Here is an 18,527-nt window from a genome sequence, read left to right on the forward strand (position 1 = left end):
ACCCGCTCCCGGCCGCCCCATCGCGTCGGTGCCCCAGCCGCAGCCCGCTCCCACCACGCCTCGGCCCTCACCGGCCGGGCCGACCCCGAACCCGGCCGCTGTAGCTGCCCGGCTCGGCACGGCGCCACGCCCGATCCGTCCGCCCTCGGGAGCACTGTACCGGCGTGGAGCCCCACTTCCGGCCGAAGTGCGCCCGGGTGGAGCCTCCTCGCCGCGTCCTGTCGCGAGTGGCCGGCAGGCCATCGGACGGGTCGTGGTGGTCGGCGCCGGCAACGTCGGCATGATCGCCGCCATGCGGCTGGCCGACGCCGACGTCTTCGACGAGGTCGTCCTGGTCGACATCGACGAGGGCCGCGCCGGCGGGGTCGCCCTCGACCTCACCCACACCGCGGCGCTGAGCGGGTTCGCCACTCGGGTCCGCGGCGTCGGGTCCGTCGAGGCCGCCGGCCCCGCCGACTACGTGATCATCACCGCGGGGCGGCCCCGCCAGCCGGGGATGAGCCGCTCGGACCTGATCAGCACGAACGCTGCCATCGTCGGTGACGTGGCCCGGAGGGTGGCCGCGACCTCGCCGCAGGCGGTGATCGTCGTGGTCACCAATCCGCTCGACGAGATGACCCAGCACGCCTGGGCCGCCTCGGGGTTCCCCGCCGAGCGCGTCCTGGGCATGGCGGGTGTCCTCGACACCGCCCGCTTCCAGGCGTTGGCGGCGCTGACCGGGGTCGCCCGCGCCGACCAGATCCACGCGTGGGCCTTGGGCAGCCATGGCGAGGAGATGGTCATCCCGTTGTCGCATGCCACTGCCGCCGGGCGCCCGCTCACCGCGGCGATCCCGACGGCCGACCTCGACGCGATCGTCAACCGGGCTCGCGGGTCGGGTGCGGAGGTGGTCGGCCTGCTGAGGTCCGGCAGCGCGTTCATGGCGCCGGGCATGTCCGCGGCCCGCATGGTGCTGGCGATGGTCGCCGACAGCGGCGAGGTCATGCCCGCGGCGGTCCTGGCCGACGGCAGCTACGGCATCCGCGACGTCTATGTGGGGCTGCCCGCCCGCCTCGGGCGGGGAGGGGTCCGCGAGATCGTCCAGCTGGACCTGCGTCCGGACGAGCTCGCGGCGCTACGCGAGGCGGCCGACCGGATCAGGGAGCGGCTCGGGCAGCTCGCCGAGGCCTCCTGATGGACTCGACCCGGGAGCTCAGGCAACTGGTCCGGCCGACGACAGGCCGGGGGAGAGGACGGCGATGAAGGCGGTGCTGTTCGCGGGCGACGGGGCCGTGCGGGTCGAGTCGATCGACGAGCCGCTGATCACCGACCCCGGTGACGCGATCGTGCGGGTCCGGCGCGCTGCGGTGTGCGGCACCGACCTGCACACCGTGGCGCACGCCGAGCACGTGCCGCGCGGCACCGTGCTCGGGCACGAGTTCGTCGGCGAGGTCGTGGAGATCGGGCCCGCGGTCAGCGGGCACCGCGTCGGCGACCTCGTCGTGGGCGCGGACTTCACCGCGTGCGGCACCTGCTGGTGGTGTCGACGTGGAGACCACTGGGAGTGCAGCGAGCGGCGATTCTTCGGCACCGGCGCCTCGTTCGGGCCACCGCTGGCCGGCGCCCAGGCCGAGCTGGTGCGGGTGCCGTTCGCCGACACCGTCCTGCGCCCCGTCCCGGCGGGAATCGGCCTGGATGCCGCGGTGTTCCTTGGCGACACCCTCGCGACCGGCTACGCCGCCGTCCGCCGCGCGGAGCTGCGCCCCGGTGACACGGTCGTGGTGATCGGTGGCGGCCCGGTCGGGCAGCTGACCAGCCTCGCCGCGCAGGCCTGCGGCGTCGGCGTCGTCGTGGTCGTCGAGCCGGTCGAGCCCCGGCGGTCCCTCGCCGGTCGGGAGGGCGCGGTGACCACCGAACCCGGAACCGCGCGGGAGGTCGTCGAACAGCTCACCGACGGTCGCGGTGCCGACGCCGTGATCGACGGCATCGGCGGCCCACGCGGTCTGGAGACCGCGTTCTCCCTGGTCCGGCGGCGCGGCAGCATCGTCTCCGTGGGCGTGCACACCGACTCGTCCTGGCCGATGCCCGTCGACTGCGCGTTCGCCGACGAGCTCACGTTGCGCTTCGCCATCGGCAACCTGATGCGCGACGGCGAGGAGCTGGTGGCGCTCGTACGCTCCGGGGCCATCGCCCCCACCGTCGTGGTCTCGGAGACCGTGCCGCTCGATGCCGCACCCGAGGCGTACCGGCGGATGGCCGAGCGCCGTACCCTCAAGTCCCTGATCGCGATCTAGCCCACGCTCGGAGCAAGTGCGATCCACGCGGTCAGAGCCCGACGCCGGGAGGTGAGCATGCCAGCCGACAACGGCGAGGCGACCCTCGCCGACCAGCCCGAGAACGCGGCCGGTACGGCCGACCGCACCGGCGACGGGACGGCTGGCGACCCCGCCAACGGAACCGTCCACAGCGCGGCCGACGGTGTCGAGCGTGGGGTTCTCAGCCTGCTGCTCACCGTCCCCGGGGACTTCACCTCCGCGGCCGAGGACCTCGCGACCCACGCCTCGCTCCTGACCGGCACCCCGGTCACCGTGGCCGGCTGGACCGACCAGCGATGGACCGTGCTCGCCGGCGCCGGCACCGGGCTGGCCGGGCTGCCCCGCAACGGTCCGCCCCCGGCCGGGGCGGCCATCGACCGGTCCGGCCTCGTCGCCTGCGGGCCAGGGCCGGTGGCACTGTGCTGGGATCCCGAAGCGCGGCTCGCGCCCCGGGCCCGGCGGCTGCTTCGCCAGGCCTGTGTGTGGCTGAGCCTGCAGCTGTCGGGTCAGTCCGCCCGCGGCGAGGTCGACGAAGCCACCGCCGAGGCCGAGGCGATCCGCGACGTGTCGCGGCAGCTGCTGTCGGTCCGCGATGTCGACCGGTTGCTGCACTCGATCGCCGAGCGCACCCTGCGTCTGCTCGACTCCGACATCTGCGGCGTCATGCTCCGCGAGGACGACGTCGTCCGGATGCGGGCCATCGTGGGCAATCGGGCGTCGGAGACCGCACGGCTGCGGATGCACCGCGGCCAAGGCGTGGCCGGTCTGGTGTTCCTCACCGGGGAGCCGGCCAAGGTCGACTCCTACCTGGAGGACGAGACCATCAGCCAGGACTTCATGTCGTTGGCCGCCAAGGAGGAGACACGCTCGGCGCTGGCCGTACCGCTGCGCCTGCAGGGTGAGTTCATCGGGGTCCTCGAGGTCTGGCGACGCCGGGCTTCCATGTTCACCGAACGCGACGTGCGGCGCATGGTGACCCTCGCCGACTTCGCCACGATCGCCATCGACAACGCCCGCCTCTACGATGAGCAGGCCGCCGCCGCCACCGAGAGCGCCAGGGCCCGTGACGCCCTCCAACAGCAGGTCGCGATCCTCGACCGAAGCTCCCGCCTGCAGAAGGACCTGCTCAGCACCGTCATCGAAGGCGGCGGCCTGCCGGCGGTCACCCGCACCGTCGCCACCGAGCTCAACTGTGAGGTCGGGGTCTACGGACCTGACGGCGCGCCCATCGCCTCGCACAGCGGCCGCCGCCTGGTCTCGTCGCTCCCGCCGACAGTGCCGGCCGTTCCCGGCGGTGGGCGACCCGGCGCGGTCACCCACGACCAGAAGATCTGGGCCCGCCCCGTCTATGCCGACGGCGACCAGATCGGACACGTCCTGCTGGCGCAGGGCAACCAGTCGAACGAGATGATGGAGGCCGTCGCCACCCAGGTCGCGATGGCCTGCTCCCTGGCGCTGCTGCGGGAGCGTGCCGCAAGCCGGGCCCGCGCCGAGGCCACCGAGCAGGTCCTGTGGGACCTCCTCCAAGGCCCCGTCGAGCACCGCCTGGCGGCCCGGACCCGTGCACAACAGCTCAACGTCACCCTCACCGGAGGGCTGCGGGTGCTGCACGGGCGCATCGACAACATCGAGGGCCTCGCCTCCGAGAACGGCTGGGACACCTCCCAGACCGACCGGGTCCGTCGGCAGGTCCTGCGCACCGTCCGGACTCTCGAGGGGCGTGAGCTGGCCTTGGCCAGCTTGCGGGGCGATCTGCTCGTGGCGATCGCCGCCGACCTCGATCGGCTCGGCGCCAAGGACCTGGTCAACGCCTACTCCGCCGCCGTGCACCAGGAGTGGCCACAGCTTCGGCTCACCTGGGGCATCAGCCGCGAGCACCACGATGTCGTCGAGCTGCCCAGCGCTCTCAACGAGGCCCGCACGGCGTTGTCGGCCGCGAAGCGGCTCGGTGGGGAGAGCGTGTTCCTCTACGAGGAGCTCGGCATCGTCCGGCTCCTGCTCGGCTCCGGCGACGACCCGGATCTGCAGACCTTCATCGACGAGGTCACGGGCCCGCTCGTCGCCTACGACCGCGACAACGACGGTTCGCTGATTCGCACTCTGCGCGCGTTCTTCGATGCCGACTGTTCCCAGCGGGTCGCCGCGGAACGGCTGTTCGTCCACCACAAGACGCTGCGCTACCGGCTCGAGCGGATCCGCCAGCTCACCGGTCTCGACCTGAGCCGTCACGAGGACCGCATGCGCGCGGACTTCGCTCTGCGCCTGCTGCAGGTCAACCAGAGCGTCCAGCCCGAGGGCACCCCGGACGGCGGACTCCTGGGCGAACGACCGGGGCCGAGCTGATCGGCTCAACCACTTGGTGCCCCGCCCTGACCGGCCGAGGGGTACCTCTGACGAGCCAGTCGAGGGCGTGACACGCGGCTTACACCGCGGTGTCACGCCCTCCCCGTTCAGCCGACGGCCCTACTCTCCGGGCGCGATCGGGACGACTGCCTCCTCGAGGACACCCTCGGTCTCCCCGTGCGGGCGAGGAATGGTGTGGCTGGCGTACAGCTCGCCCACCTGCGAGGCCGCCGCTCGGCCGGCGTCCACGGCCGCCTTCACCGCACCCACGTCGCCGCGGACGAGCACCGACACCTGGCCGTTGCGCAGCGTGCGGTAGCCCTCGACCTGAACGTTGGCGGCCTTGACCATCGCGTCGGCGGCCTCGATCGCGCCGACCAGCCCCTTGGTCTCGATGAACCCCAGGGCGCCGCCGGCCCGCCTGTCCTCTGCCATGGCTTTCCTTCCGTGGACCGCGTCAGAGCGGACCTCCACGTCCGCCATCCGCCCCGAAGGTAGTGCGCTGCGGCACACACGACGCTGTCCCGGTTGGATAAGCACCACAGGCGCTGTTGTCCCTTCCGGAGATGGGCCAGTGCGCCGGTCGTGGGGGAGGGTCGCCACACCGAGCGGTACCGATTGGCACCCGCTGAGCAGCTGAAGAGCCGGATGTCGTCCGACTGTGCAGGCGTCGGCCAGGCCATCCGGCCAAGGATCTGCGGCCGCTCGGGACACAGCCCGTCCCCGCACAACCCACTGCGGGGGTTCTACCTGCCCGAGGTGGTGCGCGTGAGCTTCGTCCTGCTGTGCGACCGGTGCGGCACCGTCTGCATCTGGGACGTCCCCCCGCCCGACAAGCATCCGCTCTGCGACCCTTGTGCGGGCCGCCCGCCGCGGATCGCCCGTCGCCGGCCTCACCGGCCCGACCCGTTCAACCTGCGCCGCCGGCCGCACACGGCGGCATGAGCATGAGCGAGCTCCACAACTACGGAACGACGCACCTCGACGGCCTGCCCGAGCAGGTCCGGATCTGGGAGGTCGGCCCCCGGGACGGGCTGCAGAACGAGAAGGCGATCCTGCCGGTCGAGGTGAAGGCCGAGTTCGTCGAGCGGCTCGCCGAGGCCGGGAACACCGTGGTCGAGACCACCAGCTTCGTCAACCCGCAGTGGGTGCCGCAGCTGGCCGACGCCGAACGCCTGTTGAAGCGCCTGTCGACCCGGCCCGGGGTGCGCTACCCCGTGCTGGTGCCCAACGAACGGGGCCTGGCCCGAGCACGGTCGCTCGGGGTCCAGGACATCGCCGTGTTCGCCAGCGTCACCGAGAGCTTCGCCCGCCGGAACCTCAACCGAAGCGTCGCCGAGTCCCTGGAGATGTTCGCCCCCGTCGTCGACGCGGCCCGCGCGGACGGCATGCAGGTCCGCGGCTACCTGTCGATGTGCTTCGGCGACCCCTGGGAGGGACAGGTCGACCCGCACCAAGTCGTGCCGGTCGCCCGGCGCCTGCTGGGAATGGGCTGCACCGAGCTGAGCCTCGGCGACACCATCGGAGTCGCCACCCCCGGCCGAGTCACCGCGCTGCTCGACGCCCTGACCGCGGACGGGATCGAGATCGGCCGGATCGCCGTGCACTTCCACGACACCTACGGACAGGCCCTCGCCAACACCGTTGCGGCCCTGCGACGGGGCGTGACCACCGTCGATGCCTCGGCCGGCGGGCTGGGCGGCTGCCCGTTCGCCAAGAGCGCGACCGGCAACCTCGCCACCGAGGACCTGCTCTGGCAGCTCGACGGGCTCGGCATCGACACCGGCGTGGACCTACGCAAGGTCGTCGAGGCCAGTGTCTGGCTCGCCGGCGAGCTCGGTCGTCCGAGCCCGGCGCGCACCGTCCAGGCGCTCGCCGGCTGACTGCCGCGTCCCCGTCCCGGCCTTTCCGGCTTCCCGTCTCGAGTTCCGAGGAGAGCTTCGGTATGGACAAGGTGATCTCAACCGAGGAGGCGTTGGTCGACATCGCCGACGGCGCCACCCTCGCCGTGGGAGGGTTCGGCCTCTGCGGAATTCCCTCCACCCTCATCGCCGGCCTACACCGCTGCGGTGTGACGGACCTGCGAGTGGTGTCCAACAACTGCGGGGTCGACGATTGGGGCCTGGGCATCCTTCTCGGCGACCGCCGGATCAGCCGCGTCACCGGCTCCTACGTCGGGGAGAACAAGGAGTTCGCCCGCCAGTACCTCTCCGGGGAGCTCGAGGTCGAGCTCTGCCCGCAGGGCACCCTCGCCGAACGGCTGCGCGCAGGCGGCTGCGGTATCCCCGCGTTCTTCACCCCCGCCGGGGTCGGCAGCCAGATCGCCGACGGCGGGCTGCCGTGGCGCTACGCCCCCGACGGCTCCGTTGCCGTCGCCTCCCCGGCCAAGGAACAGCGCGAGTTCGCCGGTGTCACTCATGTGCTGGAGGAAGCCATCGTCACCGATTTCGCGCTTGTCGCCGCGGCGAAGGGCGACCGGCACGGCAACCTCGTGTTCGAGAAGACCGCGCAGAACTTCAACCCACTGTGCGCCATGGCCGGGCGCGTCACGATCGCCGAAGTACAAGAACTCGTCGAGCCCGGCGAGCTCGACCCCGCCGAGATCCACCTGCCCGGGGTGTTCGTCCAGCACGTCGTGCACGCCCCCGACGTGGAGAAGCGCATCGAGAAGACCACCATCACCGAGGTGACCCGATGAGCCCGACCCGACAGCAGATGGCCGCCCGCGCTGCCGCCGAGCTGCGCGACGGCGAATACGTCAACCTCGGCATCGGGTTGCCCACCCTCATCCCCGGCTTCCTGCCTGACGACGTCCACGTCGTGCTGCACAGCGAGAACGGCATCCTCGGCACCGGCCCCTACCCGACGCCGGACGCCGTCGACCCGGACCTGATCAACGCCGGCAAGGAGACCGTCACCGTTCGGCCCGGAGCGTCCTACTTCGACTCCGCGCTGTCGTTCGGCATCATCCGCGGCCGCCATCTCGACGTCGCGGTCCTGGGCGCCATGCAGGTCTCCGAGCGAGGCGACCTGTCCAACTGGGCCGTCCCCGGCAAGATGATCAAAGGCATGGGCGGGGCCATGGACCTCGTCCACGGGGCGCGGCGGGTCATCGTCCTCATGGAGCACACCGCCAAGGACGGCTCGCCGAAGATCCTGAGCGAGAACACGCTGCCCTACACCGGCTTGGGCGTGGTCAACCGGATCATCACCGATCTCGCCGTCATCGACGTCACCGACGACGGACTCGTCCTCGTCGAGACCGCGCCGGGAGTCACCGAAGACGACGTCCGGGAGGCGACCGACGCCCCACTGCGCGTGGCCATCGGCGAGCAGGGGATCCGGTGATGACCGTGAAGGACCTGAGATCGCCAGGTTCGCGCCGCGGCTCGACGGCGTGACCGGCCTGGACCCGTCCGGGGCGGGCATCACCGCGGACGCCCTGCACACCCAGCGAGAACACGTGCAGACCCTGCACGCCCGTGGGCCGCACTGGGTGCTCACGGTCAAGGGCAACCAGCCCACTGTGCACCGACAGCTCGCCGACCTGCCCTGGCGCGATGTCGAAGTCGGTCACCGTAGTGTCGAGAACACCCACGGTCGCCGGGAGATCCGCGCACTCCAGGTCGTCACGATCGCCACCGGGATCGAGTCCCCCACGCCCGCCCCGACGAGCTCGCCGCCTGGATCCGCGGGCACTGGCAGATCCAGAACGGCCTGCACTGGGCCCGCGACGTCACCTTCACCGAAGACGCCTCCCGCACCTACACCAGCAACGCCCCACAGGTCATGACCCCGCTCCGCAACCTCCCAATCAGCCTGCACCGCCGGAAGCAGGGTGACGTCACCTCGGGAGGTGAGACAGCACGTGGCGCGGACCGTCAGTGCTGGTCGTGGACCACCACGGACAGGCAGCGCGCGGTTCGGGGGGTCGGGTTGCGGTACAGGTGGGGGACGGTCGGGTCGAACGCCAGCGAGTCACCTTCGGCGAGCTGCAGCGTCTCAAAGCCGATGACAGCCTCGATCTCGCCCTCCAACACCCGCAGGTACTCGCGGCCGTCGTGGCGCACTGCGCGGTCGTTGTCCGACGACCGGCCGTGGGGCTCGTAGACCACGTCGAGAAAGTCGACACGGCTGTCGTGCCGGGGGGTCAGCCGCTCCCACCGCACCCCCGTGGACAGCTCGATCGTGTGCCGCTCACCGGCGCGTTGCAGGATGCCAAGGCCGCGGTCGCCCTCGGCGCGGCCCCAGCTCCCCCCACCGAAGGGGTAGGGGGCCGGCTCGACACCACCAGGCTGGGCCGGCAGGTCCTCGGGCAGTAGCTCCTCGGACCCGAAGAGCAGGTCCAGCGAGATGCCCAGCTCGTTGGCCAGTGAGTAGACGACCCCAGCGGACGGGGTGGTGAGCCCGCGTTCGACTTGCGACACCAGGCTGGCCGAGCAGCCCGCCCGCCGGGCGAGCTCGCGCACCGAGAGGCCGCGGGCGCTGCGCAGCTGGCGCAGTCGCCGGCCGAGATCCGACTCGTGACTCTTCGGTGAAGCGCTCACCGGTTCCATCCTCGCTGTGCAGTCTGGTGAACGGGGTGCCCGCTGCTGCGGACCGACTCTAGCCCCTTCCGACACATGGCCAGACCGGACAGGGCCGGGAAGGCTGGATCGTTCGCTACCGCGGACATGTTGACACGTTCACTGCACATGCGTGTACGTTACTGCACGATCTGGTTCCTGATCCACCGTCAGCCAACGTGCTTGCCCGGCTGAAACGAGGCGACAATGTCAAGGACGACAGACAGTCAACTGCTCCCTACCCGCTCGCTGCTCGCCGTCCTCCTCACGGCGTGCGCACTCGTCGCGGGATGCTCCGCGACCGGTCCTGACGGCGGGGATGGTCCGATCCGCATCGGCGGGTCCCTGGGCCTGACCGGGTCGCTCGCCGCTCCGGCGGCGGAGTACCACGCGATCTATGACGCTTGGGCGGAAGACGTCAACGCACGGGGTGGCCTGCTCGGCCGCAAGGTCGAGATGGACATCAAGAACGACTCCAGCACCGCGGCGGGAGCCGCGACCCAGTACCAGACCCTGCTCACCAAGGACCAGGTCGACCTGGTCCTCGCCCCGTACTCGACCTTCGTCGGCGCGGCGGTGGTACCGATCGTCAAGTCCTCGGGAAAGTTGATGTTCAACGGCGGCTTCCCGGACACCGGTCTGAGCGACGCGGCGGGCGGCCGCATGCTCACCGCGTACCCCTACCAGCCCCAGGACTACACGAAGGGCATGTTCTCGGCGGTCGCCGAACTCCCCGAGCAGTCCCGCCCGAAGACGGTCGCCATCCTGACCAACAACAACCCGTTCACCCTCGACGTCCGCGACGGGCACGACGGGGTGGGCGGCGCCCGGGCTTACGCGCTCGACGCGGGGATGAGCGTGGTGTTCGACGAGACCTACAACGCCGAGACCGGTGACTTCACCGGGGTGGTGGGTAAGGCGAAGGCCTCGGGCGCGGACCTGTTCCTGGTCCTTGGGCTGCCGGAGGACACGACGACGATCCTCAAGGCCACCCGCACAGTCGGCTACCAGCCGAAGCTCGTGTGTGCCTGTGGATCGCAGGTCATCACCCTGCCGAGCTGGAAGGACCTCGGGCCTGCCACCGAGGGCGTGGTCGGCGGGACCGGCTCGTGGCCCTCGCAGAACTTCCCCGGCACCGACGCGCTCGTGCGGATCTCGCAGGGCCGGGGCGAGACCGTGATCCCTGCCTATTCGGCCGTCGCGTTCGCCTCGCTCCAGATTCTGGAGCAGGCGGTCCAGGGCGCGGGGACGCTCGACCAGGAGAAGATCAAGGACTTCGCGTACTCGCACACCTTCGAGACGGTCGTCGGGCCGATCAGGTTCGAGCCCAACGGGACTGCATCCTACCGCCAGGTACTGCTGCAGACAGTAGACGGCGAGGTGACCCCCGTCTGGCCGAAGGACGTCGCCCAGACCGGGCTCCGGACGACGGCGGCGGCCCCGTGACCGCGTCCGCTCTCGAGGTGATCGGCGTCAAGCGCCGGTTCGGCGGGATCCAGGCCGTCCGCGGGGTCAGCCTCGCGGTCGCGCCCGGCACCATCCTCGGCGTCATCGGGCCGAACGGCTCGGGCAAGACCACGCTGGTCAACCTCGTCACTGGCGTGCATCGCGCCCAGTCGGGGACGATCCGTGTCGGGGGGGTGGAGACGACCCGTCGCCCCGCCCACGCGGTCGCGGCGCGCGGCGTGGCCCGCACCTTCCAGAACGCCCGGGTCTTCCGGAGCCTCACGGTGCGGGAGAACCTGCTGGTCTCGGTAGCGCACCGGACCGGGCGCGAGGGTTTGCGCGGGCTCGCGGGCGAGGTCGACCGGTGGCTGGAGCTCGTCGGGCTGGGGGCCTTCGCCGAGCGCGTCGCGCACGAGCTCTCTGGCGGCCAGCAGAAGCTCGTCGAGTTCGTGCGGGCAATGGTGCACCGGCCCACGGTTGTCCTCATGGACGAGCCGTTCGCCGGGGTCCACCCGCACGTCAAGGCGACCCTGCACGAGCAGATCGCGGCCGCCGCGGACACCCGCGGCACCGCGTTCCTCGTGGTCAGCCACGAGATCCCGGACCTCGTCCGACTGTCGCACCGGTTCCTCTGCATGGCGGGGGGCCAGGTGCTGGCCGAGGGGGACCCGGACGAGGTCTGCCGGCTCCCGGCCGTCATCGACGCGTACCTGGGCACCCCGCTCGAGGGGGTGGACCGGTGACCGCCACCGCCACCCTGCAGCTCGATGACGTCGACGCCGAGTACTTCCCTGGTCAGCCGATCCTGCGCGGGCTGACCCTGCGACCCGAGCCAGGCGAGGTTTCCGTGATCATCGGGCCGAACGGCTCGGGCAAGTCGACCGCCCTGCGCGTGCTGGCCGGTCTCCTGCCACCCTCGCGCGGCCGGGTGCTGCTGCGCACCGAGGCCGGGGAGCAGGACGTCGCCGCGGCGCCGGCCCACCTGCGCAGCGGGCTGGGCGTGAGCTACCTGCCCCAGGGGCACTCGGTCTTCCCGGCCCTGTCGGTTCACGACAACCTCGTCCTGGGCGGCTGGCCGATCCGCCGGTCGCGTTCGCGCGCCGCCCGCGCCGTCGCGGCGATGTACGACCGGTACCCGGCGCTGGCGGCCAAGCGCACCGCGCCGGCGGGCAGCCTCTCCGGGGGCCAGCAGCGGATCCTCGAGCTGGCCCGCGCCCTGGTGCCCGACCCCTCCGTGCTGCTGATCGACGAGCCGTCCGCGGGCGTGGCGCCCGCGGTGGCAACGGTGATGTATAGGGAGCTACAGGCGCTGCGCGGCGAAGGCCGGACGGTGGTCCTCGTGGACCAGGACGTCCGGGCCGCCCTCGGTATTGCCGACAGCGTTCACGTTCTGCGGTCCGGCCGGGTCGACCGGTCCGGCTCCGCGACCTCGTTCGACGGGAACCTCGACGCGCTGGTGCACGAATGGCTCGCGGTCGGTCCCGGGCGGTCTACCGGAGGTGCCGCATGACCAGCGTGCTGCAGGTCCTCGTGCTCGGGCTGTTGCTCGGGCTCGTCTACACCCTCGCCGGGCTGGGCATGACGCTGTCCCTCGGCGTGCTCAAGGTCCTCAACCTGACCCACGGCATGGCCGTGCTGGGCGGCAGTGTGCTCGCCTACCAGCTGCACAACGCGCTCGGGCTGAGCCCGCTGGTCTCGGCACTGGTCGCGCTCCCTGCGTTCTTCGCCGTGGGCTGCCTCCTGCACGCCGGGCTGGTCCGGCGAGCCCAGGCCGTGTCGGCGGAGTCCGGCCTGCTGGTCCTGTTCGGAGCGATGACCCTGCTGCAGGCGGCGACGGCCCAGTTCTGGTCTGGGGACATCCGGACGTTGAGCGCGGACTACTCGAACGCAAGCGTCCGGCTCGGCGGGATCCTCGTGCCATCGGACTATCTGGTGGCCGGGCTGGGCGCGGCCGTGCTGCTCGTGGTCGTGGGTTCCTATCTGCGGTGGAGCACGACCGGGCGGGCTGTGCAGGCCCTCGCGCAGCACCCTGACGCCGCCCGCATCCTGGGCGTGCCCGTCGAGCGCTACGCGACGCTGGTCTTCGGGGCGGCCACGGCGGTCGCCGGGTCCTCCGGGGCACTGCTCGCGACCGTCGTCCCCTTCTCGGTCGCGACCCAGACGGTGTGGCTGACCTACGCGTTCATCGTGGTCCTGGTCGGTGGGACCGGTGGGGTGCGGGGTGCCCTGGTGGGTGGGCTCGCGCTCGGCATCGGCCAGGCGGTGTTCAACTACCTGCTGCCTCTGACCTGGGTGTCTATCGTGGTGTACGGGTTGTTGCTGGTGGCGATGGTCGTCCGTGGCGGCGGCCTCGCCAGCGTGCGGGAGCGTGCGCTGTGAGCGCCCCGCAGGTCAGCCCGGTCGACCGGCCGCAGGCGGTCGAGCCGGCCCGCCCTAGGCGCCGGATCGGCAAGCCGGCGGAGACCATCGGGGTAGGGCTCGGGGTGGTGGTGGTGCCCTGGGCACTGCTGTCGCCCGATCTCGCGGCGATCAAGATCGTCGGCGCGGTCCTGATGTACGTGGCGCTGAGTTCCGCGTGGAACCTGCTGGGCGGCTACGCCGGCTACCTGAACTTCGGCAGCGCGATGTTCCTTGGCGTCGGGGCCTACACCACTGCCATCATCAGCACGAACACCGGCATCGGTCCGCTATGGACGCTGCCGGCCGCCGCGCTGCTCGCCGCTGTGGTCGGGCTGTTGGTCGGGGTGCCGGGGTTCCGGCTGCGCGGGGACTACTTCGCGGTGGCGACGTTCGTGCTGACCCTGGCCATGCAGCAGCTCGCGCTGGCCCTGAGCATCACCGGCGGCGCGGAGGGCCTGTCCCTGCAGAGCCCGACCGAGTCGCTGGAGAGTGCGGTCCGGCTGTTCTGCCTGCTCTTCCTCGGCCTCGCCGTGGTCGCGACGCTGTGCTGTTGGGTGGTCGAGCGCACCCGCTGGTTCAGCGCGCTCACCGCCGTGAAGGAGGACGAGGACGCCGCAGAGGTCCTCGGTGTCCCGACTCTGCGTGTCAAGCTCACCGCCTTCGTGGTGGGAGCCGCGCTGTCCGGCGCCGTCGGCTGCTTCTTCGCCGCCCAGCTGCTGTTCCTCGAACCCACGGGCGCCTTCGACTTCCAGGTGTCCCTGGCGGTCGTCGTGGCCGCGGTGATCGGCGGCAAAGGCACCTGGTGGGGACCGGCGTTGGGCGCCATCGTCACGCAGCTCGTACTCCAGCAGCTCCTGGCCACCGTCGACGGTGCATGGAACCAGCTGATCTTCGGCGCCGTGCTCGTCGTGGTCGTGCTGCTGCTGCCCCGTGGCATCGCGGGACTCGTCACGAAGGCGCGCGGCCGCCGCTTCGGCGTCTGACCCGTTCGACCCAACCGAAAGGTGCACGTCATGTCCCTGCAGGAGTTTCTGCCCACTCCCCGTTTCGAGGAGTACCAGGAGACGTTCGCGGACTTCTTTACCCTCGACCGCCGCGACGACGGCGTGCTGCTCGCCCGGGCACACACCAAGGGCGGTCCCATCCAGCTCAGCGTGCAGAACCACCGGGCGCTCGGCCAGTTCCTCAAGATCGTTGGCGCCGACCCGGAGAACGAGCTGCTGATCCTCACCGGCTCGGGCGATGAGTTCATGATGGACTCCGACCCGGAGGGCTTCGAGCTCGAGCAGGACGACGTCGCGCACTGGGCCTACGAGTACGCCTACAAGGACGGCCGGATCAATGTCAGCTCGCTGGTCAACGACCTGGAGATCCCGACGATCGGGCTGGTGAACGGCCCCGGCTTCCACTCGGAGATCCTGCTGATGTGCGATCTCACGCTGTGCAGTGAGCAGGCGCGCATCTACGACCTGCACTACGGCATCAGCTCGGTGCCCGGCGACGGCATCCACAGCTGCTTCGAGGAGCTCCTCGGCGTCAAGCGGGCCGCCTACGCGATGCTGACCGGCCAGTCCATCGACGCGAAGACCGCCCTGGCCTACGGCATGGTCAACGAGGTGCTGCCGGCAGACCAGCTCGTGGACCGGGCCTACCGGATCGCGGATCACATCATGGCCCAGCCGCGCACCATCCGGCGGCTGACCACGCAGATCATCCGCAGGCCGTGGAAGCAGCGGATCGCCGACGACCTCGACGGCGGCTTCGGCATCCAGATGTTCGGTCACCTGGCCAAGGGCCGAGCCGTGCACTCCCGCGAGCACATCGCCTCCCGCGGCGACTACGTCCGCGAAGGTCGCACGCTGCCGTTCGACTAGCCCGACCCGAGGAGCCGTTCCCGTGCCCAAACACCGACGACTGCATCCCGCGAGCCCGTGGACCGAGCTCGCCACCACCGCCGCCGACTGGAAGGGGGCCGACGCCGGGCTGCTGGTCGGCATGTTCGGTCAGCTCCACCTGATCCGGGCTTTCGAGGAGTCCGTCCTGGAGCTCGGGGCAGAGGGGCTGGTCAACGGCCCCGCCCATTCGAGCATTGGCCAGGAGGGCGGTGCCGTGGGCTCGATCGTGGGCCTGCGCCCCACGGACGGGATCAACGGCTCGCACCGCAGCCACCACCAGTTCCTCGCCAAGGCGCTCACCTACGTCACGAAGGGGGTCATGGACCCCGCCGCCCTGGTCACCGACGACGTCGCAGCCGTGCTGCGGCGCACGCTGGCGGAGATCCTGGGGCTCGCGGAGGGGTTCTGCGCGGGGCGCGGCGGCTCGATCCACCTGCAGTGGCTCGAGGCGGGCGCCCTGGGCAGCAACGCCATCGTCGGCGGCGGGGTTCCGCTGGCGGCGGGCAACGCCTGGGCGCAGCGGGCGGCGGGCACCTCGGATGTGACCGTCAGCTACTTCGGTGACGGCGCGATGAACATCGGGTCGACACTCGAGACGCTGAATCTGGCCGCAGCCTGGCACCTACCGCTCTGCCTGTTCGTGGAGAACAACCTGTACGCGGTCGCCACGCAGAACGCCGAGGTAACCGGTGAACCTCGACTCTCCGCGCGCGGGCCCGGCTTCGGCATCCCGTCCTGGCGGGTCGACGGGATGGACCCACTGGCCGTGCACCTCGCGATGCGCGAGGCCGAGGAGGTCATGCGCGCCGGGAACGGCCCGACCCTGGTCGAGGCCGAGGTGTACCGCTTCTTCCACCAGAACGGCGGTTATGCGGGCAGCGCCTTCGGCTACCGCACCAAGGACGAGGAAGAGGAGTACAGGGCGCGCGATCCCCTGGCCCGGCTGGATTCCGAGATCCGCCGCCTCGGCCATCTCGGCGACGCCGCGCTCGCCGGGCTGCGCGAGCAGGCACAGCAGGCGATGCGGGAGGTTGTGGACGGGCTGGTGGAGGCCGACCCCGACCGCGTGGGCCGACGCCGAATCCGGCCCGCGCTCTGGCCCGACCCGGCCACCGTCGACGACGGGCTGCTCGGGGACCTCACCGAGCTGGCGGGCGGCCGGGAGCTGGAGCCGACCGAGTACACCGGGGAGACCGAGTCCCGCCGATTCGTGCAGGTGGCCTCGGACGTCCTCGGCGCCCGGATGGCGGCGGACAAGCGGATCGTCGTGCTGGGCGAGGACGTTCACCGGCTCGGCGGTGGCACCAACGGTGTGACCCGCGCCGCGCTAGAGGTCGCGCCGGAGCGCGTCCTCGGCACCCCGATCAGCGAGAACGCCTTCGCCGGGCTCGGGGCCGGGATGGCACTCGACGGGCGGTACCGGCCGGTGGTCGAGTTCATGTACCCCGACTTCCTGTGGGTGGCCGCGGACCAGGTCTTCAACCAGATCGGCAAGGCGCGGCACATGTTCGGAACAGGCAACTCGGTCCCGCTCGTGCTGCGCACCAAGGTCGCGATCGGTACCGGATACGGCTCGCAGCACTCCATGGACCCGGTGGGCATCTTCGCGACGAGCCCGGGCTGGCGGATCGTGGCCCCATCAACGGCGGCGGACTACGTCGGGCTGCTGAACACCGCCCTCGACCTGGAGGACCCGGTGCTCGTCGTCGAGCACGTGGACCTGTACGGCAAGCAGGAAACGGTGCCGCGCGGCGACCTAGGCTACCGGCTGCCGCCCGGGCGTGCGGCGGTACGCCGCACCGGGAAGGACGTCACCGTGGTCAGCTACCTGTCCTCGGTGTGGACGTGCCTGGCGGCCATCGAGCGGACGGGCGTGGACGCGGACCTGATCGACCTGCGCTGGCTCGACCCAGCATCGCTCGACTGGGAGACACTGACCGCGAGCGTGCAGAAGACGAACGCCGTGCTGATCGTCGAGCAGGGCCCGCGCGGCACCTCCTACGGCGGCTGGCTGGCCGACGAGATCCAGCGCCGTCTCTTCGACTGGCTCGACCAGCCCGTCGCACGGGTCACCGGCACACGGGCGAGCCCCAGCATCTCGCGCGTCCTGGAGCGGGCCGCGATGGCGACCGAGGACGACATCGTGGCCGTGCTGGAGCGGATGCGCGCGGCCCAGGGACAGGCGTCATGAGCCAGGTGATCAGGCTGCCCGAGGTCCTCACAGGCATGGCGGAGGCCACCCTGACGGGCTGGCACGTGCAGGTCGGGGACGAGGTCCGGCCCGGCGAGCCGCTCGCGGACATCGAGACGGATAAGGCGAGCGTCGAGTACGTCGCCGACGCCGGCGGGGTGCTCGCCGAGTACCTCGTCGAGCTGTCGAACCCGGTCCCGGTGGGGACGCCGATCGCCCTGCTCGCCACGGACGGGGAGACGGTCGAGCAGGCGCGCGCCGCGGCGGGCCACGCGCCGGCCGGACACGGGACCGGCAGCAGGACGGAGACCGGGACCCAAGCCGGGAGCCAGGCGGGGCCGCAGATCGAGGCGGGGTCCGGGTCGCGCGCGTCCGGGTCGGGATCGCCCAGTTCGAACGGGTCGAGCCCTGCGGACGACCTGCGCCCGCTGCGACTGCGGGCCTCCCCCTTGGTGCGGCGGCTCGCCCGGGACCGGGGGCTGGACCTCTCGGTGGTGGCGGGCAGCGGACCGGCCGGCCGGATCGTCCGGCGCGACCTGGAGCGCCTCGACCGCGAGGGCCCGGCCCCCGCCCCGGCCGCGGCTCCAGCCCCGGCCGAGCAGGTGCCGGCCGAGCAGGTGCCGGCCGAGCAGGTGCCGGCCGAGCAGGTGCCGGAGCCTGCGGCCCGGCAGGTGTTCCCACCCGCCGGAGTCGAGGCGGTCCCGCACAGCGGGATGCGCAGGGCCATCGCGCGGCGGCTGACCGAGAGCAAGACCACGATCCCGCACTTCTATCTGTCCGCCGACGTCCGCGTGGACGCCCTGCTCGCCCTGCGCCGGCAGGTCAACCAGACCCTCGACGAGCGCGTGTCGGTCAACGACCTCGTGGTCAAGGCCGTGGCCGGGGCGCTGCAGGAGGTGCCCGAGCTCAACGCCGTCTGGACCCCGGACGCGGTGCTGCAGCACACCACGGTGGACGTCGCCGTCGCCGTGGCGCTCGACGACGGGCTGGTCACCCCGGTCGTCCGGGACGTCGCGGGTCGCTCGCTGACCGCCCTCGCGCGGGACCTACGCGACCTTGCCGCGCGCGCCCGGTCCCGTGCCCTAGCGCAGGACGAGCTGGAGGGCGGGGCCTTCGCGGTCTCCAACCTGGGCATGTACGGCATCGACCAGGCGACGGCGATCATCAACCCGCCGCATGCGGGCATCCTCGCCGTCGGCGCGGCGACGCGGCGCCCCGTCGTCGACGGCGACGAGGTTGCAGTCGGGACCGTCATGACGGTCAGCCTCTCCGCCGACCACCGTGTGGTCGACGGAGCCACGGCGGCGCGCTGGCTCACCGCTTTCGTCCAGCGGGTCGAGAACCCGCTGCGCATCCTTGCCTGACCCGAACACTCCGACCCCGAACACCCGAC

General features: G+C 71.6%; 17 protein-coding genes. 15 read left to right on the forward strand and 2 right to left on the reverse strand.

Annotated elements, in window-relative coordinates; all coding sequences use genetic code 11:
• Window positions 1-253: 253 nt before the first annotated feature.
• From ACL02T_RS23300 to ACL02T_RS23310, 3 genes are all read left to right on the forward strand, one after another.
• Complete coding sequence (locus tag ACL02T_RS23300; protein WP_412832873.1) at window positions 254-1,174, forward strand: malate dehydrogenase; 921 nt, start codon at window positions 254-256, stop codon at window positions 1,172-1,174.
• Window positions 1,175-1,238: 64 nt separating this feature from the next.
• The gene (locus ACL02T_RS23305; RefSeq protein WP_412832874.1) at window positions 1,239-2,273 is read left to right on the forward strand and encodes an alcohol dehydrogenase catalytic domain-containing protein; all 1,035 of its coding nucleotides are present in this window, start codon (window positions 1,239-1,241) and stop codon (window positions 2,271-2,273) included.
• Window positions 2,274-2,330: 57 nt separating this feature from the next.
• On the forward strand, window positions 2,331-4,637 hold the full coding sequence (locus ACL02T_RS23310; protein WP_412832875.1) for a helix-turn-helix domain-containing protein: 2,307 nt from the start codon (window positions 2,331-2,333) through the stop codon (window positions 4,635-4,637).
• Between the two features lie 120 nt (window positions 4,638-4,757).
• On the opposite strand, the gene ACL02T_RS23315 is transcribed toward ACL02T_RS23310, so the two are convergent.
• Window positions 4,758-5,072 carry a BMC domain-containing protein gene (locus tag ACL02T_RS23315; RefSeq protein ID WP_412832876.1) on the reverse strand — a complete coding sequence of 105 codons (315 nt, stop codon included), beginning with the start codon at window positions 5,070-5,072 and terminating at the stop codon, window positions 4,758-4,760.
• Between the two features lie 333 nt (window positions 5,073-5,405).
• Here ACL02T_RS23315 and ACL02T_RS23320 point away from each other — a divergent pair, with 333 nt between their 5' ends.
• The 4 genes from ACL02T_RS23320 to ACL02T_RS23335 all read left to right on the forward strand — a co-directional run bounded on the left by ACL02T_RS23320 (window position 5,406) and on the right by ACL02T_RS23335 (window position 7,985).
• Window positions 5,406-5,582, forward strand: coding sequence for a hypothetical protein (locus tag ACL02T_RS23320; RefSeq protein ID WP_412832877.1), 177 nt, complete (start codon window positions 5,406-5,408; stop codon window positions 5,580-5,582).
• 2 nt (window positions 5,583-5,584) lie between these two features.
• Window positions 5,585-6,520 carry a hydroxymethylglutaryl-CoA lyase gene (locus ACL02T_RS23325; RefSeq protein ID WP_412832878.1) on the forward strand — a complete coding sequence of 312 codons (936 nt, stop codon included), beginning with the start codon at window positions 5,585-5,587 and terminating at the stop codon, window positions 6,518-6,520.
• Window positions 6,521-6,582: 62 nt separating this feature from the next.
• Entirely contained in the window at window positions 6,583-7,335 is a 753-nt protein-coding gene (locus ACL02T_RS23330; RefSeq protein WP_412832879.1) for a CoA transferase subunit A, read from the forward strand.
• On the forward strand, window positions 7,332-7,985 hold the full coding sequence (locus tag ACL02T_RS23335; RefSeq protein ID WP_412832880.1) for a 3-oxoacid CoA-transferase subunit B: 654 nt from the start codon (window positions 7,332-7,334) through the stop codon (window positions 7,983-7,985). The genes ACL02T_RS23330 and ACL02T_RS23335 overlap by 4 nt, the downstream gene beginning before the upstream one ends.
• Window positions 7,986-8,518: 533 nt before the next feature.
• Here ACL02T_RS23335 and ACL02T_RS23340 read toward each other — a convergent pair.
• Entirely contained in the window at window positions 8,519-9,184 is a 666-nt protein-coding gene (locus ACL02T_RS23340; protein ID WP_412832881.1) for a helix-turn-helix domain-containing protein, read from the reverse strand.
• 225 nt (window positions 9,185-9,409) lie between these two features.
• Here ACL02T_RS23340 and ACL02T_RS23345 point away from each other — a divergent pair, with 225 nt between their 5' ends.
• The 8 genes from ACL02T_RS23345 to ACL02T_RS23380 are packed head-to-tail and all read left to right on the forward strand — an operon-like array spanning window position 9,410 to window position 18,498.
• The gene (locus ACL02T_RS23345) at window positions 9,410-10,648 is read left to right on the forward strand and encodes an amino acid ABC transporter substrate-binding protein (RefSeq protein WP_412832882.1); all 1,239 of its coding nucleotides are present in this window, start codon (window positions 9,410-9,412) and stop codon (window positions 10,646-10,648) included.
• Window positions 10,645-11,391, forward strand: coding sequence for an ABC transporter ATP-binding protein (locus tag ACL02T_RS23350; protein WP_412832883.1), 747 nt, complete (start codon window positions 10,645-10,647; stop codon window positions 11,389-11,391). Before ACL02T_RS23345 ends, ACL02T_RS23350 begins: the two co-directional genes overlap by 4 nt.
• Window positions 11,388-12,158, forward strand: coding sequence for an ABC transporter ATP-binding protein (locus tag ACL02T_RS23355; protein WP_412832884.1), 771 nt, complete (start codon window positions 11,388-11,390; stop codon window positions 12,156-12,158). The genes ACL02T_RS23350 and ACL02T_RS23355 overlap by 4 nt, the downstream gene beginning before the upstream one ends.
• Window positions 12,155-13,027: a branched-chain amino acid ABC transporter permease gene (locus tag ACL02T_RS23360; protein ID WP_412832885.1), complete on the forward strand. Its 873-nt coding sequence runs from the start codon at window positions 12,155-12,157 to the stop codon at window positions 13,025-13,027. The genes ACL02T_RS23355 and ACL02T_RS23360 overlap by 4 nt, the downstream gene beginning before the upstream one ends.
• The gene (locus tag ACL02T_RS23365; RefSeq protein ID WP_412832886.1) at window positions 13,024-14,031 is read left to right on the forward strand and encodes a branched-chain amino acid ABC transporter permease; all 1,008 of its coding nucleotides are present in this window, start codon (window positions 13,024-13,026) and stop codon (window positions 14,029-14,031) included. Before ACL02T_RS23360 ends, ACL02T_RS23365 begins: the two co-directional genes overlap by 4 nt.
• A gap of 30 nt (window positions 14,032-14,061) precedes the next feature.
• Window positions 14,062-14,922 carry an enoyl-CoA hydratase/isomerase family protein gene (locus ACL02T_RS23370; protein WP_412832887.1) on the forward strand — a complete coding sequence of 287 codons (861 nt, stop codon included), beginning with the start codon at window positions 14,062-14,064 and terminating at the stop codon, window positions 14,920-14,922.
• 22 nt (window positions 14,923-14,944) lie between these two features.
• A complete protein-coding gene (locus ACL02T_RS23375; protein WP_412832888.1) occupies window positions 14,945-17,134 on the forward strand; it encodes an alpha-ketoacid dehydrogenase subunit alpha/beta in 2,190 nt (729 codons plus the stop codon).
• On the forward strand, window positions 17,131-18,498 hold the full coding sequence (locus tag ACL02T_RS23380) for a dihydrolipoamide acetyltransferase family protein (protein WP_412832889.1): 1,368 nt from the start codon (window positions 17,131-17,133) through the stop codon (window positions 18,496-18,498). The genes ACL02T_RS23375 and ACL02T_RS23380 overlap by 4 nt, the downstream gene beginning before the upstream one ends.
• The last annotated feature ends 29 nt before the right edge of the window (window positions 18,499-18,527 follow it).

The sequence above is a fragment of the Pseudonocardia oceanicola genome (assembly GCF_047200735.1).
Classification (GTDB): Bacteria; Actinomycetota; Actinomycetes; order Mycobacteriales; family Pseudonocardiaceae; genus Pseudonocardia.